Genomic DNA, 22,133 nt, shown 5'->3' on the forward strand with positions numbered 1-22,133 from the left:
ACTCTACTTCAATCTTCGTAAAGACATTTGCGTAACAGGACCAGAACCTGTAGAACCAGAGCTTAAATACTTAATCGTTACATTATCTGAATTGCTAACCCTGAATGAATAAGTATGAGCAGCCAGCATAGGAATAGAAGTAAGCAGCGTATAGGTTTGCAAACCCGGCGTGGTTGCTGTAAACAGATCATTAACACGGGCCACCCAGTTACCGGCTGTATTATCCCAGATACCTATTACAGGAGATGATCCATTAACTGTTGATAACTGTGCATTCATTGTTATCTGGTACACTCCGTCAGCAGATATATTAAATGAATTACCTGCTGCTGAACCCGTATACTGGTTTTCATTATCCACAACCTCATTAGTAAGGTTTCCTACAGCCGTTGGAACGTCTGGGCCAGAGGTAAAATCAGCGGTCATTTGTACAATAATTTCCTGAGCCACCAGAAATTGTCCATTTACTACAATAACTGTCCCTGTAGAAGTGGGAACCCCTGCAAGATTCTGCCATGTGGGAGCAGCTCCTGGTCCGTTAGACTTAAGAACCTGTCCGGCAACTCCTGCCGAACCGGCAGTAGAAGCAGTCCCTCCCACATTCAGTTCATTTACAACCTGCAAAGCTCCGTTGACATGCAGTGCTTTCATAGGTGTAGATGTGTTAATTCCAACCTGGGAATAATAACATAAGGAACAAAAAATACTTGTAACAAGTATAACCTTCTTTTTCATAATTAGTATTGTATTTTAAACTTTTGCAAAAATATAACACAATACTGCTTTTGCGGCAAAACCCACCTACATCACAAATACATCATTTAGAAACAACAGCTATAAAGCTAAAAAACAGTGTTTACATATTTTATTTTAAAGAAATAACACATCATGTTGATATACTATTTTCAGCGTGACCATCAGAAAGATTTTTAAAGAAAAGGTACAGATCAACATCTGAAGAAATATTTAATTTTTTCCTAAGCCTGTTCTTTTTATTCTGAACAGATCGATGTTCCACAAAAGTATATTGTGCAATTTCTTTTGATGAAAATCCCAACCATATCATTGCACAAAACGTTAAATCAGATTTCGACAAATTAGAATTTATTGCAAACAACTTTTTAACAAAGTCCGGATATGCTTCCTGAAATTTATTGAGAAAATTAGGATCATTTTTTTTAGCCAGATCAATAATACAATCGTAAGAGTGAGTGAGTTTTTCTTTTAAAACATGAGCCTCAAATTCCTTCTGTTTTATAATGCTTTTATTCTTCTGATAACGGATATAAACAAAAAGCAAAATAACAATAAGACAAAACACCACAATATTATAAAATAAAAACAAATTCTTTTTTGAAGTATTTTCAGATTCTTTTTCTCTTATAATTTCATCAATTGAAGTGTTAACACTTTCGTTGCAGACTCTACTCAAACTATCTTTTAGTTTAGTATACTTTTCAAGATATTCCTTTTCTTTCTCCTCATCATTTAATTCACTATAAGTACTTGAAATTGTCTTATAAAGCAGAGGAATATTATATACTCTCTTGGTTTTCTCTAGAATGGCAACAGATTTTTCATAATACAACAATGCTTTTTCAGGCTCTTTATTCTTATTTAAAAAATTTCCATAATAGTAATAGGTCTGTCCTCTTTGAATATTCCAGTAATTCATTTTCTGCAATAGCTTCAATGCATTATTTAAATAATATGAAGAAGAATCTATATTTTTTTTATAAACCATATAATGATCTGCTATCAATGAATTAATTACCGGGCTTGATTTTATTTTTAATGCTTTGTGCAAATAAATGAGTGAGGAGTCATCCTGGTGAACATTATGCAGAAAATCTGCCCTATTTGCATAAATTCCTGATAATATTTCCTTTTCGCTATGATTAGAAATCATCTTACCATAATAAATAGACTGCGCATTGTATTTCAAAGCTTTTACGTATAAACCAATAACATAATTCACCTGTCCATACTCCTGGTAAAGCTTTGCAGATAAATAAGCACTATTAATCTTTTTAATTTTCTTTTCAGCTTTCTGTAAATAATAAAAAGAATTTTTGTAATCACCTATAGTTCCATAAATATTAGCAATATTGATATAACCTAAAATCTCCCCTTTTAGATAATTCTGATTTTTGGAAATAGTAATATATTTTTCATTTAAAGAAATTAATTCTTTTTTCTGACCTCTTATTCTAAGATTCTCTGATTTAATTATTAATGCATTGTCTATTTGCCCTGGAGTATAATTTTGCGAATATAAGACAGTGAAAATAGACAGACAGGTAAATACCATCATTAAAAATTGAAATATTCTTTTTATACTCGCTCTGATCATATTGTATATTCAAATACTGTTCTGTCAATACTAGATTGAATTGATACGGAAATATTTCCCGTTATCATTCTTTTATTTTATGAAAAATTATTTTTTTGAATTTGGTTCTTGAATGATAATAATTGTGTTGGGAATAGTGATAAAACCATTTGGAGCACCTTCAAGCACTTTATAAGAATACACTGTATTCTGCTTATTTTCCTGAAGACTTACAGGAATAATTTTCACTTCCAAATTGGTTTTAGGGTAAATGAGAGCAAGTACATTTTCTTTTGAAAAATCAATAGGCGTTGGTTTCCCATCGGTACCCATTGTTGCTGCAGCTCCAAAAAGTCGTTCGAACTCCTCCTGTGAACTCATTATTTTTTCAGTAAAATCTTTATTATCATAGGTATTTTTAGCAAAATACTTCCTTGCTGATTTATAAGAAATATTTTTTTGCGTATTATTTACAGTACACGAAGAGATTAGTAGTGTACTTATTAAAATTATGATGATATTTTTCATTGTTTATTTGTTATATGTAAAAGCCCGTACTACTCACATATCAAAACTTTAGATAACATTATTCTGATCAACAAATTTGGATTTTGCTGTCTACATGGTGGAGCCATTGGAATTAACTCCGAGTTTTACTCTTGCATTGGAAAAGGGATTAACCAGTATAGCTGGTTGTGTAGGAGCTCCTGCTATATCCAGAGTAATTCTAGCATCAGTAGTATTAATCCCGATTTGGGAATACGTATCAGGAGAATACAATACTAACAAGGTTAATACATTCTTTTTTTCCATACTATACTGCTTTTTGTTTCGTCGTAAAAGTATAAAATAAGCATTGCGATGTATTAAATAACACATACATCACAGATACAGCACAATGAAACATGCATGATTTCAAGTAAATACCTTTGAATTATTTTAGGAATTAATTAGCTTATACTGGTGATAGATTTTGGTCTGTTTTTGCCATTTAAAAAAAGATGTATAAATGATGTATATAAAATTTTGCAATATTTAGAATAGAAATATACATTTACATTAAAACACAAATGTTATACACTTTTTATTGTTGAGTTAATATTAAGACCAAATACTAGAGTCGTAAGCAGCATTAAAGAATAAAGCTATTGTAAAGCTGAAAAGCAGTTTACTTTATTATTTTCAAATATTGAAGGCATTCTTATGATTGGTTGAGACACCCTCTTTAATTAATTTATGAACTCTAGTATTTATTTGTACTCAAAAAACAGCTTACTAAAAAAGGACTATAAATTGATAAATCTACATCATGAATCATCACAAACAATCGCCCTCAATGACGCCTGATTACAAAAGAATTTACAGTGATCTTGTTGATATGAAATATCCGGAAAAAAAGCAGGAATGCGCAAAAATTTTATCGAAGAAGAATCTGTCAGCGTTTGATGTAATAGAAATTAACAGCATCATATTTAACTATAGCCAAAACATTAAGGCTAATCAGTCACACCGCTCTTACAATAAGGAAACAATCTATAAAATTCTTGAATATCAAAAAAAGAATTATCTTAATAATACGCAATTGGCTCTACATTTTAAGCTGAGTCGCAATACCGTTGCAAAATGGAAAAATTTATTTAATATTTAATCAATTCGCATCCTCTATACATTTATTATGAAATCCATTTCTGATTAAAACAATATACTTCTTATAGCCCGTTTAAAGTATATCTCATATTAAAGATAACAAAATCTTATCACTATTAGGTTTAGGTTATGAGAAACATTCTATTTCTTAGAAAATTCATAATAAAAAAACCGTTATTGGCTAACAACAGATATTATTTAACTATAAAATAAATGTTTTAGCTAATAACGGTCAAAAAAGAATAGTATATCAGAATATCACATCTATTCTTTTCGTGTTTTCAAATAAAGAAAACTATTTATAATCTTTAGAGCTTCTTCTAGGCTCTTTTACTTCCGGCCATTTTACAGTCTCTCCTTTTTCATCCTGAGGCATTACTCTTTTTTCTCGGTTGCTGAATTCAGGGTCTTCGGATGCCATATAAGCTAATGCCGCAGTTAAAATCACATTATTTTTGACCTCATCAAAAACGATCTTGTCATAAGTATCTTTCGTTGTATGCCAGGTATATCCAAAATAGCCCCAGTTCAGAGAACCTAAAGAAATTCCTGGTACTCCTGCTGCCACGAACGAAGCATGATCAGAACCTCCTCCGCCAGGCATACCCGGAAAGTCAGTTTTAATATGACTTCTTACAGCTTTTGGAACGCCATCAAGCCATCTTCCTACGTAATCATAAGCCTTTACAAATCCCTGCCCGCTGATATTGACAACGCGCCCTGTTCCGTTATCCTGATTAAAAGCAGCCTGTACCCCTTTAATAATCTGCGGATTATCCATTACAAAGCCTCTCGAACCGTTTAATCCCTGTTCCTCACTTCCCCAAAGTCCGATGACAATAGTTCTTTTATTATTCGGATAATATTTTTTCAGAATTCTCATGGTTTCCAGCATGGTGATTGTGCCGGTTCCATTATCTGTAGCTCCCTGAGCTCCGTCCCATGAGTCAAGGTGAGCTGAAAGAATCACATATTCATCAGGCTTTTCCTTTCCTTTGATCATTCCGATTGTATTAAAGCTTTTGGCTTCAGGAAGCACTTTTGACTGAGCATCAATTTTGATTTTAGGCTGAGTCCCTTTTTCCGCCATTCTATAAAGCATTCCATAGTCTTCCACGTCGATATCAATCATTGGAATTCTGGTTGTTTTCGCTCCAAAGATCCTGTTAGCTCCCATAATACCGGTCCAGTTTGAAATAGCAATACCTGCCGCCCCTGCTTTTTCCAATGCCTCCGGCAGCGTGTTATTATCATAACCTATGTTCTTTATAAAAGCGGTAAAATCTTTGGTAGCCTGTTCTTTTTCAGCTTTAAGTTTTTCATACAATTCAGGAGTGGCAAATTCTTTAATCTGCTCATCAGAGCGTCCTATTTTCTGATATTGTGCCATCAATACAATTTTCCCTTTCACAGAAGGAAGCCATTGATCAAATTCAGCTTTAGAAGATACTTTTGGAAGGATAATCACTTCCGCCTCAATTGCTTTTTTAGTAGCCGGACTCCATGCCAGCTGCGTTGCGGAAAGGGATTTTATGCGCGGATATGTCATATCAACATGAGTCGTCCCTCTTTGCCATCCTTTCCAGGTTCCGAATTGTTGAAGATTGGCATCTACTCCCCAGGAACGAAGTTTATTGGCACTCCATTCATTTGCGGCCAGCATTTCGGGAGTTCCTACAAGGCGAGGTCCGATCCCATCCAGCAGTTCAGAGGCCAGATTCTCCAGCTGGGAATTATTATTTACTTCATCTACAAAACTTTTTACGATAGGGCTAAGCCTTTCTTTTGGGTCAACCTTTACCTGAGCCCATGAAAACTGAGCGGCCAGCATTACCGCAGGCACTGCAAAAAATCTATTTATCCTCATACTATTTATTGATTGGTTTAAAGATAAAAGAAATTAGGGAGATAGTGAAGGATTAAGCCTAAAAAAGAGGTTTTTTAATTATATAATCAATGTTTTCGTTCAAAAGAAATAATAAAATTCCGAAAGAAGCTATAATTAATAAAAAAGGCCATCAATATGACAGTCTTATGGCCTTTAGAGATGACACTTTATTTTTCATTGAGAAACGCCTGTTCCTCCTTGGAAAGGATTGTTGTTCCAGCTTTTTCTTCTTTTACAGGAACATTACTCCAGATACTGATATTAAAATCAACCTTCGGATTAAGTCCTTTCTTATCGGTTTTGGTAAAAGTAGTAAAGATAATTTCACGACTGAATTTCCTTACATGGGTCTCATCTTTATAAAAAACGGTAAAACCATCTCCTTCCAACTTCGTCAATGCAGGTACATAGACACCGTCTTTCTTATAAAAATCAAAAATCAGCGTGGCATCCCCAAGTTTGTACTGAAATTCTCTTCCATCTGTGGTCATTTTCTTCATGGTAGGAAAATCTGTCTGAAAATAATGCGTTTCAAAATAAGTAATCACTTTGTCTGCTTTATTATATTTAAATTCCCCGTTCATCTGAATTCCCCTTCCCGACTCTATTTTAAAGGTAATCAACTGTTCATCACCTTCCTCAAAAATCAACCTTCCGTTATATTTACAGTCCTTCATTCTTAAATGCTGGAGTGTTCTGTAAAGTTCATAATTCAGGAAAAGGTTTCCTAGGTATTCATGAGAAAACTCATCGGTTTTTCCCGTGAAAATACTATCAGTATTTACTTTCTTCAGATATTTAACGCTATTCAGCTGCATCTGGAGGATTTCATCATAGTTTTTACGAAAACCATCTTTAAAATTATATTGGTTATTTTTACTCCAGAACTTCGCTTCTGCAATGACCAGAAAGTAGAGTTTATTGTTATCAAAACCTTTTTCCTTGTATACAACGTCATAAAGAGAAGGATCATCATAATATTTTTTATGGTAATTTTTATTGATGTCTTCAAATATTTTCTTAATGTCTACATTGATGATTTTGATCTCATCGATATTTTTATAGATAGGTTTAAGTTTTACCTGAGCGTTAAAGGCTTGTATTTTCTCTTTTTGAAAACCCGAAGCAGAAACTTCAAAATTAACAGCATCTGGATTCACTGGAGCAAAACCATCTTCATTGGTATAAATGATTTGATCCTGAAGGATAATTCTTGCATTGGGAATAGGATTTCCATTTTCGGAATCAACTACTCTTAATTTCTGTGCAGAAAAAAAACCGAAAAAGAAAATGAATAGAAGATAAAAGGGCTTCATGGTTATTTGTTATATTAGTTTTAATTAATACCACAAATATAAACCTGGAAGCGCATAGACGAATAGAAATTTAATACACTTTAATACTATTTAACACTAACTATTTAAATTCAGCAAAACACATTCTAAAACTGGGAATTTTTAACATATTTCACGCTAAAACAGTTATTGTATTCGGAAATAAAAAAACCGGCTTCAAAAGCCGGCTAAAGGTGAATTATTTCTTTGCTTCTTCTACAGAAACTTTTCTGAATTCTTTGAACAATTTGCTAAGTTCCAAAGCTGCTTTACGAGCTCTTGTACCAGCTGCCTTGTTTCCTTTTTCCGCTTGTTGGTTTGCCTCAGTTGTGAACGCTTCAAATTCTGCGTTGATTTTTTCAATTAGTTCTTTCATTTATTTAAAAATTTAGGCTGCAAATATAGGTTTTATGGTGATTCCAGCCTAATTGTGTCGAAAAAAAATAATGGATTTAATCATTTTTTCTGAGTCTTTCCTAAATTCAATTTAATTTTTAAAATAAAATCAAATTATTGTAGAAAATCAGCCATATAGTTGGGTATTATATACAGCCAACGTAAAATTTTAAATAAACCACTCAAAATCAATAAGAATCAAAAAAACAATAAATAAGATTTTCTTAAAAAAGCTTATTTATTGTTTTTTTGATTTCCTTATCATAGTTAATTATTTTTAATGGTTCAAGACTGCAGTTCTTTCGCTCTCCTACCTGCATTTTTTAATAAAACAATGCTTTCAGAAGTAATTCTTTCGGCAAAAACAATCCTGAAATGATCATGGTATCTGTCAGTGAACGAAAAGGTATTTCCGGGAGTAAACAAAATCTGATGCTCTTCACAATACTGATAGAATCTTTTCATATCCGTATTCTCAGGAAGCTTTCCCCAAATACTGTAACCACCTCTCGGTCTGTGAAAATAAGAACCTTCAGGAAAGGACTTTCTTAAAATATCCAATACCTGAACAGCCTGCTTATTGAGTTTTTTCCGGAATACCCGAAGGTGTCTTTCATAACAGTTTCCCTGTAGCAGCTTCAGAACCAGTTCCTGATAAATGGGAGAAACCGAACGCCCTAAAGCAAATCTTACTCTTTCAGATTTTGCATAAAAACTTCCGGCATGCAACCAGCCTAAACGAATTCCTGGAGCTAACGTCTTTGAAAAGGATGAATACGTCATCACAATTCCCTTTTTATCAAAGCTTTTTATACTTTGCGGTCGTTGTTCTTCAAAATAAAGATCGGAATACATATCATTCTCAATAATACAGAACTGATGAATTTCTGCTATACTCAGAATTTCTTTTTTAGTTTCATCATTCATTATAACACCTGTGGGATTGTGAAAATTGGGAGTAGTGACAAGAGCGCTGATTTTATTTTCCTTACAGATTTTTTGAAAATATTCAACATCAAAGCCTGTTTTATAATGCACAGGAATCTCAATGACTTTCAGTTCGAGATGAGCAAGGACTTCCAATACAGAAAACACACATGGACTCTCAACAGCCACTACATCGCGTGCTTTTGTAACCGATTTCAAAGCAATTGTAAGGGCCTGCAGAGCGCCATCAGTGATAATTATTTCGTCTGGATTTAATATACAGCCATAAGTTCCCATTTGTTTTGCAATATATTTCCTTAATGGCTCCAATCCGTTTGAAGGATAATACCTGAGCAATGATGCTCCTTTCTCCCGAATGACTTCCTGCATTGTTCTGAGAATAAGCTTTTGCGGAATCAGAAGATCTCCGGGCACCGCCGTGTTAAAAGAGCTGAATTCTGAAGTTCTTTTGGAAGTAAGTATCATATTTTTCATAAATACTTCATCCCTCACCACTGCCGGAAGTTGAGTCTTTATTTCCGGAATATTCTCCTCCTGAATTCCTGTGACAAAATAGCCAGACCGTGGATGGCTTCTGATCAATCCTTTAATCATAAGGTATTCAAATCCACTTTGCACAGAGCTTGTACTCAGTTTGTATTTTTCTTTGATATCACGAACGGAGGGAAGGCTGTCATTTTCCTGTAAAATTCCACTGTAGATCTGCTTCTCTATTTCAGCCGTAAAAATTTCGTACTTATAAGATTTCATCATAACACAACAACTGTACTGAACAAATTTACTAAAATACCTTTCTGTACCGATGATATTTTAGTGAACTGTATCCTTTTTGAATAGATTAATCTTATAATTTTGAATAAAAAAAATTCTATGGATATCATTTCAAAATTTACAGTGGGTTCTGAAGAGGGAATTTCTGATCTTATAACCATTATCGATTCTTCCGTTTATACATTGTACAAAGAGTTTGTAAGTGAGGAAGACATCAAAAAATATATTCAGCACGAAATTGATCCGAGAAAAATGATCAATGACCTGAACAATCTTTCCAATCAACTGATTATGACCTATGCTGACCAGAAGCCAATCGGATACAGCATTATAAAAAGTGGTTCTTTACACCCAGGAGTCCCTGAAGGGAAAAGAGCTACAGAAATCAGCTTTGTAATTCTATCAGAGTTTGATTCTCCGGAAACAAGACAGTCTCTTTGGAAGAAATGCAGATCCGCAGTGAGTTTCACAGATATCATCTGGATCAATATGCTTGATCATGATCCGCTTGCAGCATTTTTAAAAGAATCCGGATTTGTGGCAGCAAGCAGTACAAAGGCCGGACCTTTTCAACTTCCTTCTCATATTTTAGAAATGGAAATTAATAAAAGTTGATTTAATTATTTTCGCCCACAGATTTGCACAGATAGTTTATAATAAATAGTTTGTTACCTTAGTATTGATACTATTGAGCAAAGCTATAATTACTATTTCTATTATCTCATTTAAAATTATTTTAAGCAAACAATAGTTTACTTATCTTTGATTTTTATAATTTTTACCTATGAGTGATCAGCTGGAAACGATAGAAGATTATTACAGACGCATCCGTAAAGATCAGATTAAAATATTTGATTCTGAGGATTTTGAAACCGGAAAATCCCACTTCAATATCTCTATGCGGAGATACTGTAGTTTCAAAAGTCCTTACAACCGTCGTGATTATTATAAAATAAGCTTTATCATTGGAAAAGGCACTATTCATTATGGTGCGCATCAACTGTATATAGATGGTCCTGCTTTATTTTTCCCTTCTCCCAGTATTCCGTATTCATGGGAGTGTGAAAGCGATGTACAGGAAGGATATTTTTGTTTGTTCAACCAGGAGTTTTTTAATGGAAATTCAGAATTTAACCTGTTTAAAAAAACGTCAATGTTCAAGGAATGGAGCAAGCCTGTTATTTTCCTGACAGAAGAACAAGCTCAGCTGGCTACTCTTTATTTTGATCAGATTTACAGAATGAACAATTCTCCCTATCCTTTCCGTTGCAGCAGCATTAAAAGCAATCTAGCCTCTGTAATGCATCTTGCGCTGGAAAACCGCGTGGAAGACATCAATCCCCATGAACTTCCTGCAAATGTTCGTTTATACAAGTTATTCGATGAGTTGCTCAACAAACAGTTTCCTTTGGACTCTCCTGCTTATCCACTGGCATTAAAAACACCTTCTGATTTTGCCGAGCATCTGAATGTGCATGTCAATCATCTGAATTCCTCGGTGAAATCTGTAACGAACCTTACTACAACACAGATTATTAAAGAAAAGATGTTTGAAGAATCTAAAAACCTGCTGAAGTATACCAATTGGGATATTGCCCAGATAGGCTATACTTTAGGGTTTGACCAGCCTGCTCATTTTAATAATTTTTTTAAAAAGTATGCCCGCACTTCACCCTTAAAGTTTAAGAATTTATCTTAATATTTGATTTTTGTAATTTTTACTTTGTCTTTTAAAATCCGGTTTTGTATTTCTTGACTTATTTTTGCAATGTAAAAAATGAATGAATATGTTGAGAGAAGCATCTGAGCAAAGAATCAGATTAATTACCATTATGGCTTTCGTGTCTATCCCGCTTTCCGGGTTTGTCACTGATATTTATTTACCATCGTTCCCTTCTATGGCCAAAGAAATGATGGTTTCGGAAAAAGATATTCAAATTACCCTGACTTCATATCTGTTGAGCTACGGAATTTCCCAATTGTTTGTAGGAGGAATTCTTGATAGCATTGGTCGTTACCGTCCCAAATTAATAGCATTATTCCTGTTGATTCTGACCAGTATTTTAATTACGATGACAAACAGTATTTTACTGATCTGTCTGCTTCGTATTCTTCAGGGAGCTGCGGTTTCAGTACTTGTTGTGGCAACGCGTGCTATTTTTGTGGATATTTACGATGCGGAAAAGGTAAAACATTATTTGAGTTATTTTACTATTGTCTGGTCTTGTGGTCCTATTCTGGCGCCTTTCCTTGGTGGATATCTTGAGAAAATCTTTAACTGGCATGCTAATTTCTATTTTCTGGCAGCTTATGCCGGATTTTTGTTTCTTTTTGAGTGGTTTTTTAGCGGAGAGAGCCTTCCCCAAAAAAAGAAGCTGGATCTTTCAGAGAATATAAGTCTTTACAAAATGATGCTTAAGAACAGAATTTTCATGCTGGGTATTTTCATTTTGGGGCTCAGCTACTCTATCGTAATGTTATTTAATATTACCGGACCATTTATTATTGAAAACACTTTTCATTTTACACCGGTAGTCATTGGATACTGTACGTTAATCTTAGGATTTTCGTGGATGATTGGAGGTTTTATAGGAAAACGCAGGCTGACTCTTGATTTTAAACCAAGAATATTGCAACCTATCCTTCTTCAGCTGATTCTGATTGCAGGGTTGATCACTACCAGCTATTTTGCAGAAAGCCTTTTTATTATGATTCCATTTGCCTTTTTTATTCATATATGTTCCGGAATTTTATTTACCTCCTTTTTTACGACAAGTATGCTTTACTTTCCGAAAAATGCAGGTACTGCCGGTGGATTGATGGGCGGATTGGTATATGTGATCACTTCTGTAACAAGTTTTATCATCTCGGTAAGCGGAACTGTAACGGATCAAAAAGGGCTTTCATGGCGTTATCTGATTATTGCATGTTTCCTCTTGGGGATCATTCTTATTATGCACCAGGCCGTTAAAAAAGAAAAAGCAGAGAACTAGTCTCTGTTTTTTTATATCTGTTGTATACTTTCAAGGTATTTTTTCAAAATAATCGCATGACAATGCTCATCGTCTTTAGCAGCATATAGCAAGGTAATTTTTTCCATGTTGTTTTAGGAAATCATTCTCAAGATTACTTTCATGAAGTCTTAATCCTGTTGACGGAGTAAGATTTTTAAATTAACACCTTTTACTACATTTAAGAGTGCAAAACCTGTTCCTGTAGATTCACGTTTCCTTTGTTTACAATGTAATATTTCATAATTAATTAGTTTCAATTAAAACTAATTTTTCGTATATTTGTTATAATAAGTCATGCTAAAAACCCTTTGGAAAGGCGCTTTAGCCTCCTATATCATTATAAAAGGATGTCCGTAAAACAGAATAACATATCAGAACTTGCTTTGGAACTTGGCCTTGCCATGAGTGAAATGAAAAGCCGTCTTCGACAGAAAATTCAGACCATTATTAATGAATATGATTCGGATTTGTCTTTTGAACTGATTGAAATCCTCGGCTTGCTATCAAGAAATTGTGGTATCAACCAGCAGGAAATAGGAAATAAAGTAAGCAAAGACAAGTCAAGTATTACTTATCTTATCAATAGTCTTGTTAAACGAAATCTTGTTGAACGGATAGCTGATAGAAATGACCGCAGAAATAAACAGATCTTTTTAACTCCAAAAGGTAAACAGATTGTAGAAACTGTTTATCCCTGGGCATTGGATCTTTATAAAAAGGCAGCTGATGACATTCAGGAAGAAGAAATCATCAAAGCTCTGCTTTTGGTAAAAAAAATGACCGCAAACCTGGAAGAATCAGGACCAAAACATCATACAATATGAGAACAATCCTTGTACCTGTTGATTTTACATCAACTACGGAAAATGCAGTAAGAATTGCAGCAGATTGGGCAAAAGCCTACGAATATCAAAATATTATCCTGCTCAAAACCGCAGGAGAATCTGAATTTGATTATCTGCATATCGCAGAAGGGCATTCATTTGTGAATGAAGAAAGTGTGAATAATCTCTTGCAAAGGACAGAATTGCTATTCGCTCAGCTGATGAAAATTGTCGCTGAAAAATCACCAGAAATAAAGGTTTCCAAGGTATTGAGTGACTGGACATTAACCAGAAGTATTAATGAGCTTTTAAAAAATGAGCCGTCTGTAGAACTGATTATTCTGGGAAGTGATGATCAGACTTCTACAACTGAGAGTTTTGTTTCGGAGCATATTATTAGTATTGCCAGAACAAGCCCTGTAAAAACACTAATTGTACCGCACAGCTATCATTATACTACTGTTAAGAATATATTTATTCCTTGTGATATCAAGGGTATTAAAAGATTGGAAAGACTGTTTCATCACAAATCTGTTATTCACAAACAAGATGTTCGTCTTTCATTTTTAAATATCAATAGCCGCGAAAAAGAGGACGAAAGCCAGAAAAAGGAACTGGAAGATTATATCCGCGAACATTTAACAGAGATTCCAAGCAGCATTCATTATTCTCATGATGAAAATATTATCAAGGGTATCCTGAACTTTGCAGCATCCGATAAAGCAGACCTTATTATAGCACTGCCCGGTAAACACAGCTTTTTGTACTATCTGGCAAGCAGAAGTATTTCCGAGGGAATTTACCAGAATACCCATCAGCCTGTTTTAATTTTAAAATAATAATCTAACGGAAAGTGAATAACGGAAAGCTAATAATAAATTTTAGTACTTTCAATTTTAACCATTTTCTGCTCTTCCATTTTCTTGACATACCGGATCACCGTCTCCACCCGAAGACCGGTTAAGGTTGCGATTTGCTGTCTGGTATAGGGAACCAGAAATGAATAAGGTTCTTGAAATCCGAAATATTTTTTAATATGATCAAACAGCTTCATCAGCTTTACGATAGGATCTGAAATGGCCAGAAAACTGGAAATCATAAACCTGAAATGCATTCTGTCAGCCATATATTTATTAATCTCAAGTATTAATTCGGGCTTTTCCAGCAGTATTTCAAGAACTTTGGTTTTGGAAATTTTAATAATTTCACAATAGGTCACAGCAATGGCATTAATGGCATAATGATGATCAGTAAATAAATAGCTTTCACCAATGCAATGCCCGTCAAAGGGGAACCCATGAACAAATTCTTTTCCGTCTTCCAAAAACGTATTCAGTTTCACGGTGCCTTGTCTGATCTGGAAATAATATTTCGCTGCAGTACCTTCCTGAAAAACAGCATCTCCTGCTTCATAATTTTCCAGAGTGGCTTCGTGAGAAAATAATAAATCTTCGCTTATGACCATCTTGTTACTAATTTGAGCAAAAATACTTAAAGTGCAAGCAATGCTACAACTTATCAAATACCACAAAAACACAGTATTTCTAATTTCAACACCACTCTTCTACCCACTTATCAGGCTGTAATTTTCTTTTTATGTTTTGCGCCCCAATCTGCCAGTGCTGCAATCACATCTTTCAATGACTCGCTGTATTCCGTGGGAACATATTCTACCAACACCGGCTTCTGGTCTGTGATAACGGTTCTTTCAACCAAATGATTAACCTCCAGTTTTTTCAATTCACTGGATAATACTCTTGCTGAAATGCCACTGATGGTTCTTTGGAGTTCATTGAAGCGTGTATGACCACCCAGAATAGCAATCATCACCCGGATGGTCCATCTGCCTCCGAGAACATACAAAGCATCCTCTGTAGCAGACAGATGATTACTGCATTGCGGCCTTGAATACACTATTTTTTCTTCTTCCATTGTTTCTATTTTCACTGGTTACTAACCTAAATGTTATTACTAACCTTTTGGTAACTACTATCTTTTTATTAGTAAATATAGATAATTTTGAAACATCAATTTTAAAAAAAATAAAAAATGAAACGAGTACTTCATATTACTTCAAGCCCAAGAAGCGAGTCATCCATCAGTAAAAAGCTGGGAAATGCTGTTGTAGAAAAAATTACGGACAAATATCCTGACCGTGTTTTAAAGAAACGTGATTTAGCCAATCCTCTTTTTCCTCATTTAGAAGAAACGCATATCAATGCATTTTTCACTCCAGCTGAAAACCGTACTTCTGAGCAGTTGGAAACAGTAAAACTTTCGGATACCGTCATTGATGAATTGCTTGAGGCTGATATTATCATTATTGAAGCTCCTCTATACAACTTCAGTATTACTTCAACATTGAAATCATGGCTCGATCATATCGCCAGAGCAGGAAAAACATTCAGCTATAGTGAAAATGGTCCTGAAGGTCTTGTAAAAAATAAGAAAGTATATCTTGCTTTTTCAAGTGGCGGAGTATATTCTGAAGGGGAAAGACAGGCCTATGATTTTGTAGTGCCTTACTTAGAAAAAACTCTTGGGTTTATGGGAATGACAGATATTTCTGTTGTCCGTGCAGAAGGGCTTTCTGTTCCGGTTATTCAGGATACGGCTTTGCAGAAAGGCATTGAAAGTATTATTGTAGAGTAAAAATTAAAAATGCTGTTCCTCTGAACAGCATTTTTTGTATTGGAATCTCGTGATCAATGCAAGCGATATTTACAGAATTAAAAGAATATTTTTCTCAACATATGTAAAGACTTTTCCGATTTTTTTCTCTCACTTTTACTTTATTAAATGAAAGATTATGGAAAATAATAAACAACCGAAACTGATTAATCCTACCGGGCTATTTAATCCCGGTCCTTATGGTTTTTCTCACAGTATTTCTGTGGAATATCCTTCCAGAATGTGTTTTATATCCGGACAGAGCGGCGGTGTAGGTGAAAATCATGTATTGGCAGCCGACTTCAAAACTCAGGTTCAGGATGCTTTAAAAAATTTACAGATCGTTTTACAGAGCCATTCAATGAAATTTGAAAATGTTATTAAAATCACCTTGCTTATTGTAGACCACAATCATGAAAAACTTGAGATATGGGCAGAGGAAGCTAAAAAGACATGGAAGTCTTCATGGCTGCCAACCAGTACTCTTATTCCTGTAAGTCAGCTGGCTTTACCCGGAATGTTGTTTGAGATTGATGCCATTGCAGTGAAAAATTAGTTTCTGGTAAGACGCTCAACGATTAAGGATGCAAAACTTTTAACTCCCGTTCTGATACTTTCTTCATCCACCTGAAAATTGGGAGAATGATTCATGGCGATCACGCCTTTTTCAAAATTGGAACCACCCAGGAAGAAATATACTCCTGGGATTTTTTCTTGAAAATAAGAAAAATCATCATTAAAAAACGGAACCTGACCATAATCCGGAGCAGCTGCATTTTTGCCATACAGATTCCGAAGTATTTCTGTTGATGAACGGGTCAGTTTTTCATCATTAACAACAGTTGGATTTCCCTGGACAAATGAAACGGAAAGAAGATGATCTTTATATCCGCTGCCTTGAATAATTTTTTCAACGGTAGGAATTATTTTGTCCAAATTAAAGGAATTCGTCTCATACAGGTAAGTTTCAAGAAAAGACTCGTTATTTTTGGAATAACTATTGAATTTTCCGTCTGTGAACAGATAATCTTTAAAAATGGTATCAGGATTTGTCAATCCTGTTTTAGGATCTACGATAGATTGTAATTCCCAGGGTTTGCCTCCGTTAGAAGTCCGGAATAATGAATTGCTGATCTTTTTTCCCAGGTCGTTGAGCTCGTCTTCTGATAATCCGTTTTTTAGCTGAATTCTTATTTTTTTCTGATAAGCAAACATTTCATTGGCCTTCACCATAATTTGCCCGACTGGTGTAGCAGTCACATGCAACCCGTAGATTTCATCAGGATTTATTCTGGAAAGTAATCCATTATGAAGCATTTCTTTTGCTCCTTTGAAAGTTTCCTCTTCGGGCTGGAATATAAAATAGACGGTTCCTTTTAATGATTGCTTATTTTTTGCAAGAACCTCAGCAATTCCTAATCCAATCGCCATATGGATATCATGACCACAACCATGCTGAATTCCTTTTATTGTTGATTTGAAAGTTTCAGGATCGGGATAATCATTCGGAAGGGCATCCATATCGGATCTCCAGGCAATTTTTCTACCTTTTTTATCTCCTTTCAGAGTTCCTACAACACTATGTCCGTAAGTATCTGTTTGAACTTCCATTCCAAGATCCAGGAGATATTTTTTAATTTTTTCCTGAGTTTGATTCTCCTTCCCTGCCAACTCCGGGTTTTCATGAAAATCCCGTCTGATATTCACCAACTTATTGAATATCTTATCTGTTTCCTTTTGAATAGACTGATGAACTGTTTGTTCATTCAAATTTTTGAAAAGAATAGCTTCTTCTTTTTTGGTATTAAATCCTTGTGCGGGCAAAACAGAGGAAGCAAAGCATAATAAAGTTACGGTAATTTTTTTCATGGCCAGTGATAATTGGGTAAAAAGTTCAATTATACAGATTAGACATTTGCCGCTTCGCTTTCGTTACATTCTGATCATCAATTTATTATTGTTTTTTAGAATATTGACTTTACCAAGAGTGAAATCTAATTCTCTATTCAATACCACATTATTTAAAATAATTCTAAACTAGGTGAAAACAAAACCTCTTGAAACAGCTTAATAGAAAGGATTTATTACAAAAAAGTAAATTTAAATAAACACAAATTACGTAGAAATACTGAATCTCATCTGCTGAGTTCTGATTAATTTCGGATAAACAAAATTGATAACTATGGATCGCTTGAAATACATTCAATCATTTCTGAAAAAGAAGTGTTATCTGAAATATCCGGCAGCTGTAGATCAATCAGCTTGATAGCCTCCTGTAAAAGGAGTTGAAGATATTGAATCCAAATTTTTTACGAAATGAATATTATTAACAAAATTCTCAACGTCGACGATTATTATTTCGACGTGTTTATGTCTATCTCGGAAGCACTTGCCGGATTTACGGTAAACGAACTACAATCAACAGGGCTTGCAGAAACGTATTACACTTATGTTTTAAAAAGCCTGGAAGCAGCAACTTTCGTAGAATTCCTTACCGTTTCTAAAAATATCCTTGAAAGTTCCTCCGGTGAAGAGGAATTAAAAAAGGCCATTCAATCTGAAATTATCAGCAACCCGGGAATGAATGACATTGCCGGAAAAGTAATCACTATGTGGTATCTGGGAACCTGGGAAGGAGCCTATATCAATGATCTCTCTTATAAGGAAGGGCTTGTATGGAATCTGATGCACTCCCATCCTCCGGGAGCCAAGCAGCCGGGATATAAATCATGGAATATTAAACCTGTAAACAGCAACTCATGAGCCAGACTACCAACAAAAAAGATGTGATCATTGTAGGAACGGGGATCGCAGGATCATTGATCGCAAAGCTATTATCCGATCATGTATTTGACATAACCAAAGGAAAAATGGTCCATCGTGCAGATGCCGGAAAATCCGATAACATCAGGGAAATATCAATCCTAATGTATGAGGCAGGACTGGAAGCAGGTATTGAACTGGATTCCGTATCCTCAATGACCACTTATAATGAATATATCCGTACTTTTTACAGAGAGGTAGCCAAAGTTCCCAACTCTCCTTATCCGAACTTAAAGCAAGCTCCTTCTCCCAACGTTCTGGATATGGAACACATTGTTCAGCCTTATCCAGATAAAAAAGGGTATCTCGTTCAGTTCGGACCAATGCCCTTTGCTAGTGATGCGATAAGAGTAGGTGGAGGAACAACCCTTCACTGGCTGGGAACTACACCCAGAATGCTTCCCAACGATTTTAAACTTACCGAAAAATATGGTATCAAGATTCCAAAACCAGATTCTGATGAGAAAACCCCTGTCGACTGGCCGATAAGTTATGAAGAATTAAGGCCTTATTATGAGATGGCTGAGTTTGAAATCGGGGTTTCCGGGGATGTTTCAAGACAGGAGTATCCAATTACAGAGAAGACGCAAGAATATTATGGAGACTATGTATTTCCGATGGAAGAAATTCCTCAGAGTTATATGGATCATAAGATTATTGAGGGACTTAAAGGGACAAGCGTAAAGCTGAGTTCCGGAGAGATTCCTTTAATGATGGTGCCTTCTCCACAGGGAAGAAATTCTATTCCGAATCCAAAATACGGGAAAACAAAGATCATCAAAGCTGAGTCAAAAGATTCCGGATATCAACTGATTTTAGACAGCTCTGAAAAAGAAGAATACAGAGCGCTTGGTTCTGTTTGGAATCCTTATATGGGAGAACGTTGTGAAGGGAATGCTTCCTGTGTTCCGATCTGCCCTGTTCAGGCGAAGTATAATGCTTTAAAAACATTGAAAAAAGCTTTATATAAACTTAATGACAACGAAAATCTTAAGCGTAATCCATACATGCAGATCCAGGCGCAGAGTGTGGTTTACAGGTTAAGCATAGACCAAAATGATAAAGATAAAATCTCCAAGGTTCATTTAAGAAGATACACTTCAAAAGAGAAAACAGATTTTGTTGAAGAATCCATTGATACTTCAGATGCCATCGTGATTCTGGCTGCTAATGCTTTTGAAAATCCAAAAATTCTACTGAACTCCAAATATACGGTTAACAATATTGTTAAAACGGCGGCCAACAGCAGTGATCAGGTGGGAAGAAACCTAATGGATCACATGGTAATGCTTACCTGGGGACTTTTCCCTGAACCGGTTTATCCTTACAGAGGCCCTGGTTCTACCACAAACATTTCGTCTTTCCGTGACGGAGGCTTCAGAGGTGAATTCTCAGCATGGATTTCTCCGCTTGACAATTGGGGATGGGGATGGCCGGCATTTTCTCCAGGCTCAGATGTAGCCTACTTTATCGAAAAGAATCTTTTTGGGGCAGAATTAAGAAAAGAGCTTACCGACAGACTTTCAAAACAGGTTTTATTCCATTTTGAAATAGAACAGTTACCCAATCCCAATAACAGAGTTACCATTAACGATCAATATCTGGATGTAATGGGAATTCCCCGTCCTGTTATTCATTATGAACTGACAGAGTATGAAATGAAAGCGATGGAGCAGGCAAAAAAAGCTTCCGATCAAATGTTTAACAAATTAAACATTAAGGATTTCACAAAATATACTGCAGAAGACAAGAATTCTGTGGTGTACAATGGAGAAAGATATTCTTATAACGGAGCCGGCCACATCGTAGGAACTCACAGAATGGGTTCTAAAGCGGAAGATTCTGTAACCAACAGCTATTGCAAAGCCTGGGATCACCCGAACTTATACATCGTAGGAGCAGGAAATATGACGACTCTGGGAACTTCAAACCCTACTTTAACCTTATCAGCATTCACGATCCGTTCAGTAGAATCTATTCTGGCTGATCTTGAAATTCAACTTAAAAAATAACACCATGAGACAAAGACTTATCAATAAAACAGCACAACCCCAGGAAACGTTATTAACCGAAGGAAGAATGGCAGCGAGAAGCGCCGTTGTTACTGAAGCCGTTTCATTACCTTCTCTATTATTTGATTCAACATTGAGCAAAGAAGATTGGATAGAAGGGTTAAAACATCACAGTAAAACCTTAACGAATCTTTTGCTTAATGATCAGATCAAAGATTTCAATGCTTATCTGGAATCTGAGTTGGGTTCTGGAGTTTCAGAATTAAAAAGAGGGATAACAGAAATTGATTATAAACCTGTTTTACAAGACCTATTGCAAACGGCCATTCTTATCGAACACTCTACAATTCCTCCTTACCTTACGGCTTTGTATTCGATCAAGGATGGGACTAATGCTCTGGCTTCACAAATTATCAGAAGTGTTGCTGTAGAAGAGATGCTTCACCTGATTATGGTTTGTAATGTTCTGAATGCAATTGACATCCAGCCTTCTGTCAACAAACAGGAAAACTATCCTACTTATCCGATGAAATTACCGATGAACGTTGATTTCTATGTAGGACTGGAAACATTCTCAAGCAACAGCATTGCCACATTTATTGCGATTGAAAGTCCAAGCCAACCTTTGGTAAAAGCTCCGAAATATGATCACGAAGCGGACACTTCTGCATTATATTCTCAAAGAACTGCCATACAGGAAAACAACTTCTGGACGCTTGAAAACATGAAGGGTTTCATCATGGAAAATGTACACACCATTGGTGAATATTATGATGTCTTATTCTTCTATATAGTTATTTTCCAAATCATTGCTTATTACAAAGATCATGGAAAACTTCCGACAAATTTTGAGGAATTAAATACCGGAGGAATTTTCACCGGAAATCCGGCAAAACAGATCCGTCCGGAACAATATTACGGAAGTGGAGGAAAATTACATTCTGTAGAGGCTTTGGACGGAGTAATTGCTGTTTTCCAGGAAATCAAAGGGCAAGGTGAAGGTGCTGATGATTCTATTTTTGATGTTGACCCCTCCCAGTTTGAAGAAGGAGTAGAACTGGCACATTATTTCAGATTCAAAGAAGTTTTCCATGAGCATTTCTATCTGGGAGGAAACTATGAGCCTTTCATGGATGAAAACGGAATGATGCCTGTAACAACTCCACCCACAGGAAAAGACCTTCCTGTAGACTGGAATGAAGCCTATCCTATGAAACCTAATCCGAAGTTGGAAGACTATGTAAAAAATAAAGAATTACATGCACAGGCTGTTGAGTTTAATAAAACCTACAGACGTTTATTAGATGCCATTCAAAGTGCTGTGGAAGGAAATCAGAGAGAACTGGAAAAATCTATTATGTATATGTATGCCCTGAAAGAGCAGGCTGTTAATCTGATGAAACAACCGTTGGATGCGCAGACTAACGCCGGGCCAACATTCGAATACATCAACCTATAACCATAAAAACGATAT

The 22,133-nt window shown here is 35.4% G+C and carries 23 protein-coding genes; 11 read left to right on the top strand and 12 right to left on the bottom strand.

Annotated elements, in window-relative coordinates:
- Positions 1–3: 3 nt before the first annotated feature.
- The 4 genes from A1704_RS16480 to A1704_RS16495 form a co-directional block, all read right to left on the bottom strand.
- Entirely contained in the window at positions 4–735 is a 732-nt protein-coding gene (locus tag A1704_RS16480) for a hypothetical protein (RefSeq protein ID WP_062675173.1), read from the bottom strand.
- A 151-nt stretch (positions 736–886) separates the two neighbouring features.
- Entirely contained in the window at positions 887–2,314 is a 1,428-nt protein-coding gene (locus A1704_RS16485) for a LuxR C-terminal-related transcriptional regulator (RefSeq protein ID WP_162268228.1), read from the bottom strand.
- Between the two features lie 126 nt (positions 2,315–2,440).
- On the bottom strand, positions 2,441–2,860 hold the full coding sequence (locus A1704_RS16490) for a hypothetical protein (RefSeq protein ID WP_062675175.1): 420 nt from the start codon (positions 2,858–2,860) through the stop codon (positions 2,441–2,443).
- A 90-nt stretch (positions 2,861–2,950) separates the two neighbouring features.
- The gene (locus A1704_RS16495; protein ID WP_062675176.1) at positions 2,951–3,145 is read right to left on the bottom strand and encodes a hypothetical protein; all 195 of its coding nucleotides are present in this window, start codon (positions 3,143–3,145) and stop codon (positions 2,951–2,953) included.
- Between the two features lie 496 nt (positions 3,146–3,641).
- On the opposite strand from A1704_RS16495, the gene A1704_RS16500 reads away from it, so the two are divergent.
- Positions 3,642–3,980 (top strand): hypothetical protein, encoded by a 339-nt coding sequence (locus A1704_RS16500; protein WP_062675177.1) that lies wholly within the window; start codon positions 3,642–3,644, stop codon positions 3,978–3,980.
- A 294-nt stretch (positions 3,981–4,274) separates the two neighbouring features.
- Here A1704_RS16500 and A1704_RS16505 read toward each other — a convergent pair whose 3' ends face one another.
- The 4 genes from A1704_RS16505 to A1704_RS16520 form a co-directional block, all read right to left on the bottom strand.
- Positions 4,275–5,846: a M28 family peptidase gene (locus A1704_RS16505; RefSeq protein ID WP_062675178.1), complete on the bottom strand. Its 1,572-nt coding sequence runs from the start codon at positions 5,844–5,846 to the stop codon at positions 4,275–4,277.
- A gap of 188 nt (positions 5,847–6,034) precedes the next feature.
- Positions 6,035–7,183: a carboxypeptidase-like regulatory domain-containing protein gene (locus tag A1704_RS16510; protein WP_062675179.1), complete on the bottom strand. Its 1,149-nt coding sequence runs from the start codon at positions 7,181–7,183 to the stop codon at positions 6,035–6,037.
- Positions 7,184–7,400: 217 nt separating this feature from the next.
- Positions 7,401–7,577 (bottom strand): histone H1, encoded by a 177-nt coding sequence (locus tag A1704_RS16515; RefSeq protein WP_002978882.1) that lies wholly within the window; start codon positions 7,575–7,577, stop codon positions 7,401–7,403.
- 305 nt (positions 7,578–7,882) lie between these two features.
- Positions 7,883–9,298 carry an aminotransferase-like domain-containing protein gene (locus tag A1704_RS16520; protein ID WP_082798805.1) on the bottom strand — a complete coding sequence of 472 codons (1,416 nt, stop codon included), beginning with the start codon at positions 9,296–9,298 and terminating at the stop codon, positions 7,883–7,885.
- 117 nt (positions 9,299–9,415) lie between these two features.
- On the opposite strand from A1704_RS16520, the gene A1704_RS16525 reads away from it, so the two are divergent.
- From A1704_RS16525 to A1704_RS16535, 3 genes are all read left to right on the top strand, one after another.
- A complete protein-coding gene (locus A1704_RS16525; protein WP_062675180.1) occupies positions 9,416–9,931 on the top strand; it encodes a hypothetical protein in 516 nt (171 codons plus the stop codon).
- A gap of 169 nt (positions 9,932–10,100) precedes the next feature.
- On the top strand, positions 10,101–11,015 hold the full coding sequence (locus tag A1704_RS16530; protein ID WP_062675181.1) for a helix-turn-helix domain-containing protein: 915 nt from the start codon (positions 10,101–10,103) through the stop codon (positions 11,013–11,015).
- An 88-nt stretch (positions 11,016–11,103) separates the two neighbouring features.
- Positions 11,104–12,309, top strand: coding sequence for an MFS transporter (locus A1704_RS16535; RefSeq protein ID WP_062675182.1), 1,206 nt, complete (start codon positions 11,104–11,106; stop codon positions 12,307–12,309).
- 11 nt (positions 12,310–12,320) lie between these two features.
- Here the strand turns inward: A1704_RS16535 and A1704_RS25090 are convergent, their stop codons facing one another.
- The gene (locus A1704_RS25090; protein WP_082798806.1) at positions 12,321–12,416 is read right to left on the bottom strand and encodes a DUF488 family protein; all 96 of its coding nucleotides are present in this window, start codon (positions 12,414–12,416) and stop codon (positions 12,321–12,323) included.
- A gap of 261 nt (positions 12,417–12,677) precedes the next feature.
- Here A1704_RS25090 and A1704_RS16540 point away from each other — a divergent pair, with 261 nt between their 5' ends.
- Positions 12,678–13,154, top strand: a complete 477-nt coding sequence (locus A1704_RS16540; RefSeq protein WP_062675183.1) for a MarR family winged helix-turn-helix transcriptional regulator — start codon at positions 12,678–12,680, stop codon at positions 13,152–13,154.
- Entirely contained in the window at positions 13,151–13,993 is an 843-nt protein-coding gene (locus tag A1704_RS16545) for a universal stress protein (protein WP_062675184.1), read from the top strand. The genes A1704_RS16540 and A1704_RS16545 overlap by 4 nt, the downstream gene beginning before the upstream one ends.
- A gap of 29 nt (positions 13,994–14,022) precedes the next feature.
- On the opposite strand, the gene A1704_RS16550 is transcribed toward A1704_RS16545, so the two are convergent.
- Positions 14,023–14,619: a Crp/Fnr family transcriptional regulator gene (locus A1704_RS16550; protein WP_062675185.1), complete on the bottom strand. Its 597-nt coding sequence runs from the start codon at positions 14,617–14,619 to the stop codon at positions 14,023–14,025.
- Between the two features lie 110 nt (positions 14,620–14,729).
- Positions 14,730–15,086: a winged helix-turn-helix transcriptional regulator gene (locus A1704_RS16555; protein ID WP_062675186.1), complete on the bottom strand. Its 357-nt coding sequence runs from the start codon at positions 15,084–15,086 to the stop codon at positions 14,730–14,732.
- 117 nt (positions 15,087–15,203) lie between these two features.
- On the opposite strand from A1704_RS16555, the gene A1704_RS16560 reads away from it, so the two are divergent.
- Both A1704_RS16560 and A1704_RS16565 read left to right on the top strand, forming a co-directional pair.
- Positions 15,204–15,806 carry an FMN-dependent NADH-azoreductase gene (locus A1704_RS16560; RefSeq protein WP_062675187.1) on the top strand — a complete coding sequence of 201 codons (603 nt, stop codon included), beginning with the start codon at positions 15,204–15,206 and terminating at the stop codon, positions 15,804–15,806.
- 157 nt (positions 15,807–15,963) lie between these two features.
- Entirely contained in the window at positions 15,964–16,380 is a 417-nt protein-coding gene (locus A1704_RS16565; protein WP_062675188.1) for a RidA family protein, read from the top strand.
- Here the strand turns inward: A1704_RS16565 and A1704_RS16570 are convergent.
- Entirely contained in the window at positions 16,377–17,693 is a 1,317-nt protein-coding gene (locus A1704_RS16570) for a M20 metallopeptidase family protein (RefSeq protein WP_082798807.1), read from the bottom strand. The genes A1704_RS16565 and A1704_RS16570 overlap by 4 nt on opposite strands.
- Positions 17,694–18,140: 447 nt before the next feature.
- Here A1704_RS16570 and A1704_RS16575 point away from each other — a divergent pair, with 447 nt between their 5' ends.
- The 3 genes from A1704_RS16575 to A1704_RS16585 are packed head-to-tail and all read left to right on the top strand — an operon-like array spanning position 18,141 to position 22,118.
- The gene (locus A1704_RS16575; RefSeq protein WP_062675189.1) at positions 18,141–18,587 is read left to right on the top strand and encodes a hypothetical protein; all 447 of its coding nucleotides are present in this window, start codon (positions 18,141–18,143) and stop codon (positions 18,585–18,587) included.
- Positions 18,584–20,659, top strand: coding sequence for a GMC oxidoreductase (locus A1704_RS16580; protein WP_062675190.1), 2,076 nt, complete (start codon positions 18,584–18,586; stop codon positions 20,657–20,659). The genes A1704_RS16575 and A1704_RS16580 overlap by 4 nt, the downstream gene beginning before the upstream one ends.
- Positions 20,660–20,663: 4 nt before the next feature.
- The gene (locus tag A1704_RS16585; protein ID WP_131797527.1) at positions 20,664–22,118 is read left to right on the top strand and encodes a ferritin-like domain-containing protein; all 1,455 of its coding nucleotides are present in this window, start codon (positions 20,664–20,666) and stop codon (positions 22,116–22,118) included.
- Positions 22,119–22,133 lie beyond the last annotated feature (15 nt).

The sequence above is a fragment of the Chryseobacterium cucumeris genome, assembly GCF_001593385.1.
GTDB classification, from domain to species: Bacteria; Bacteroidota; Bacteroidia; order Flavobacteriales; family Weeksellaceae; genus Chryseobacterium; species Chryseobacterium cucumeris.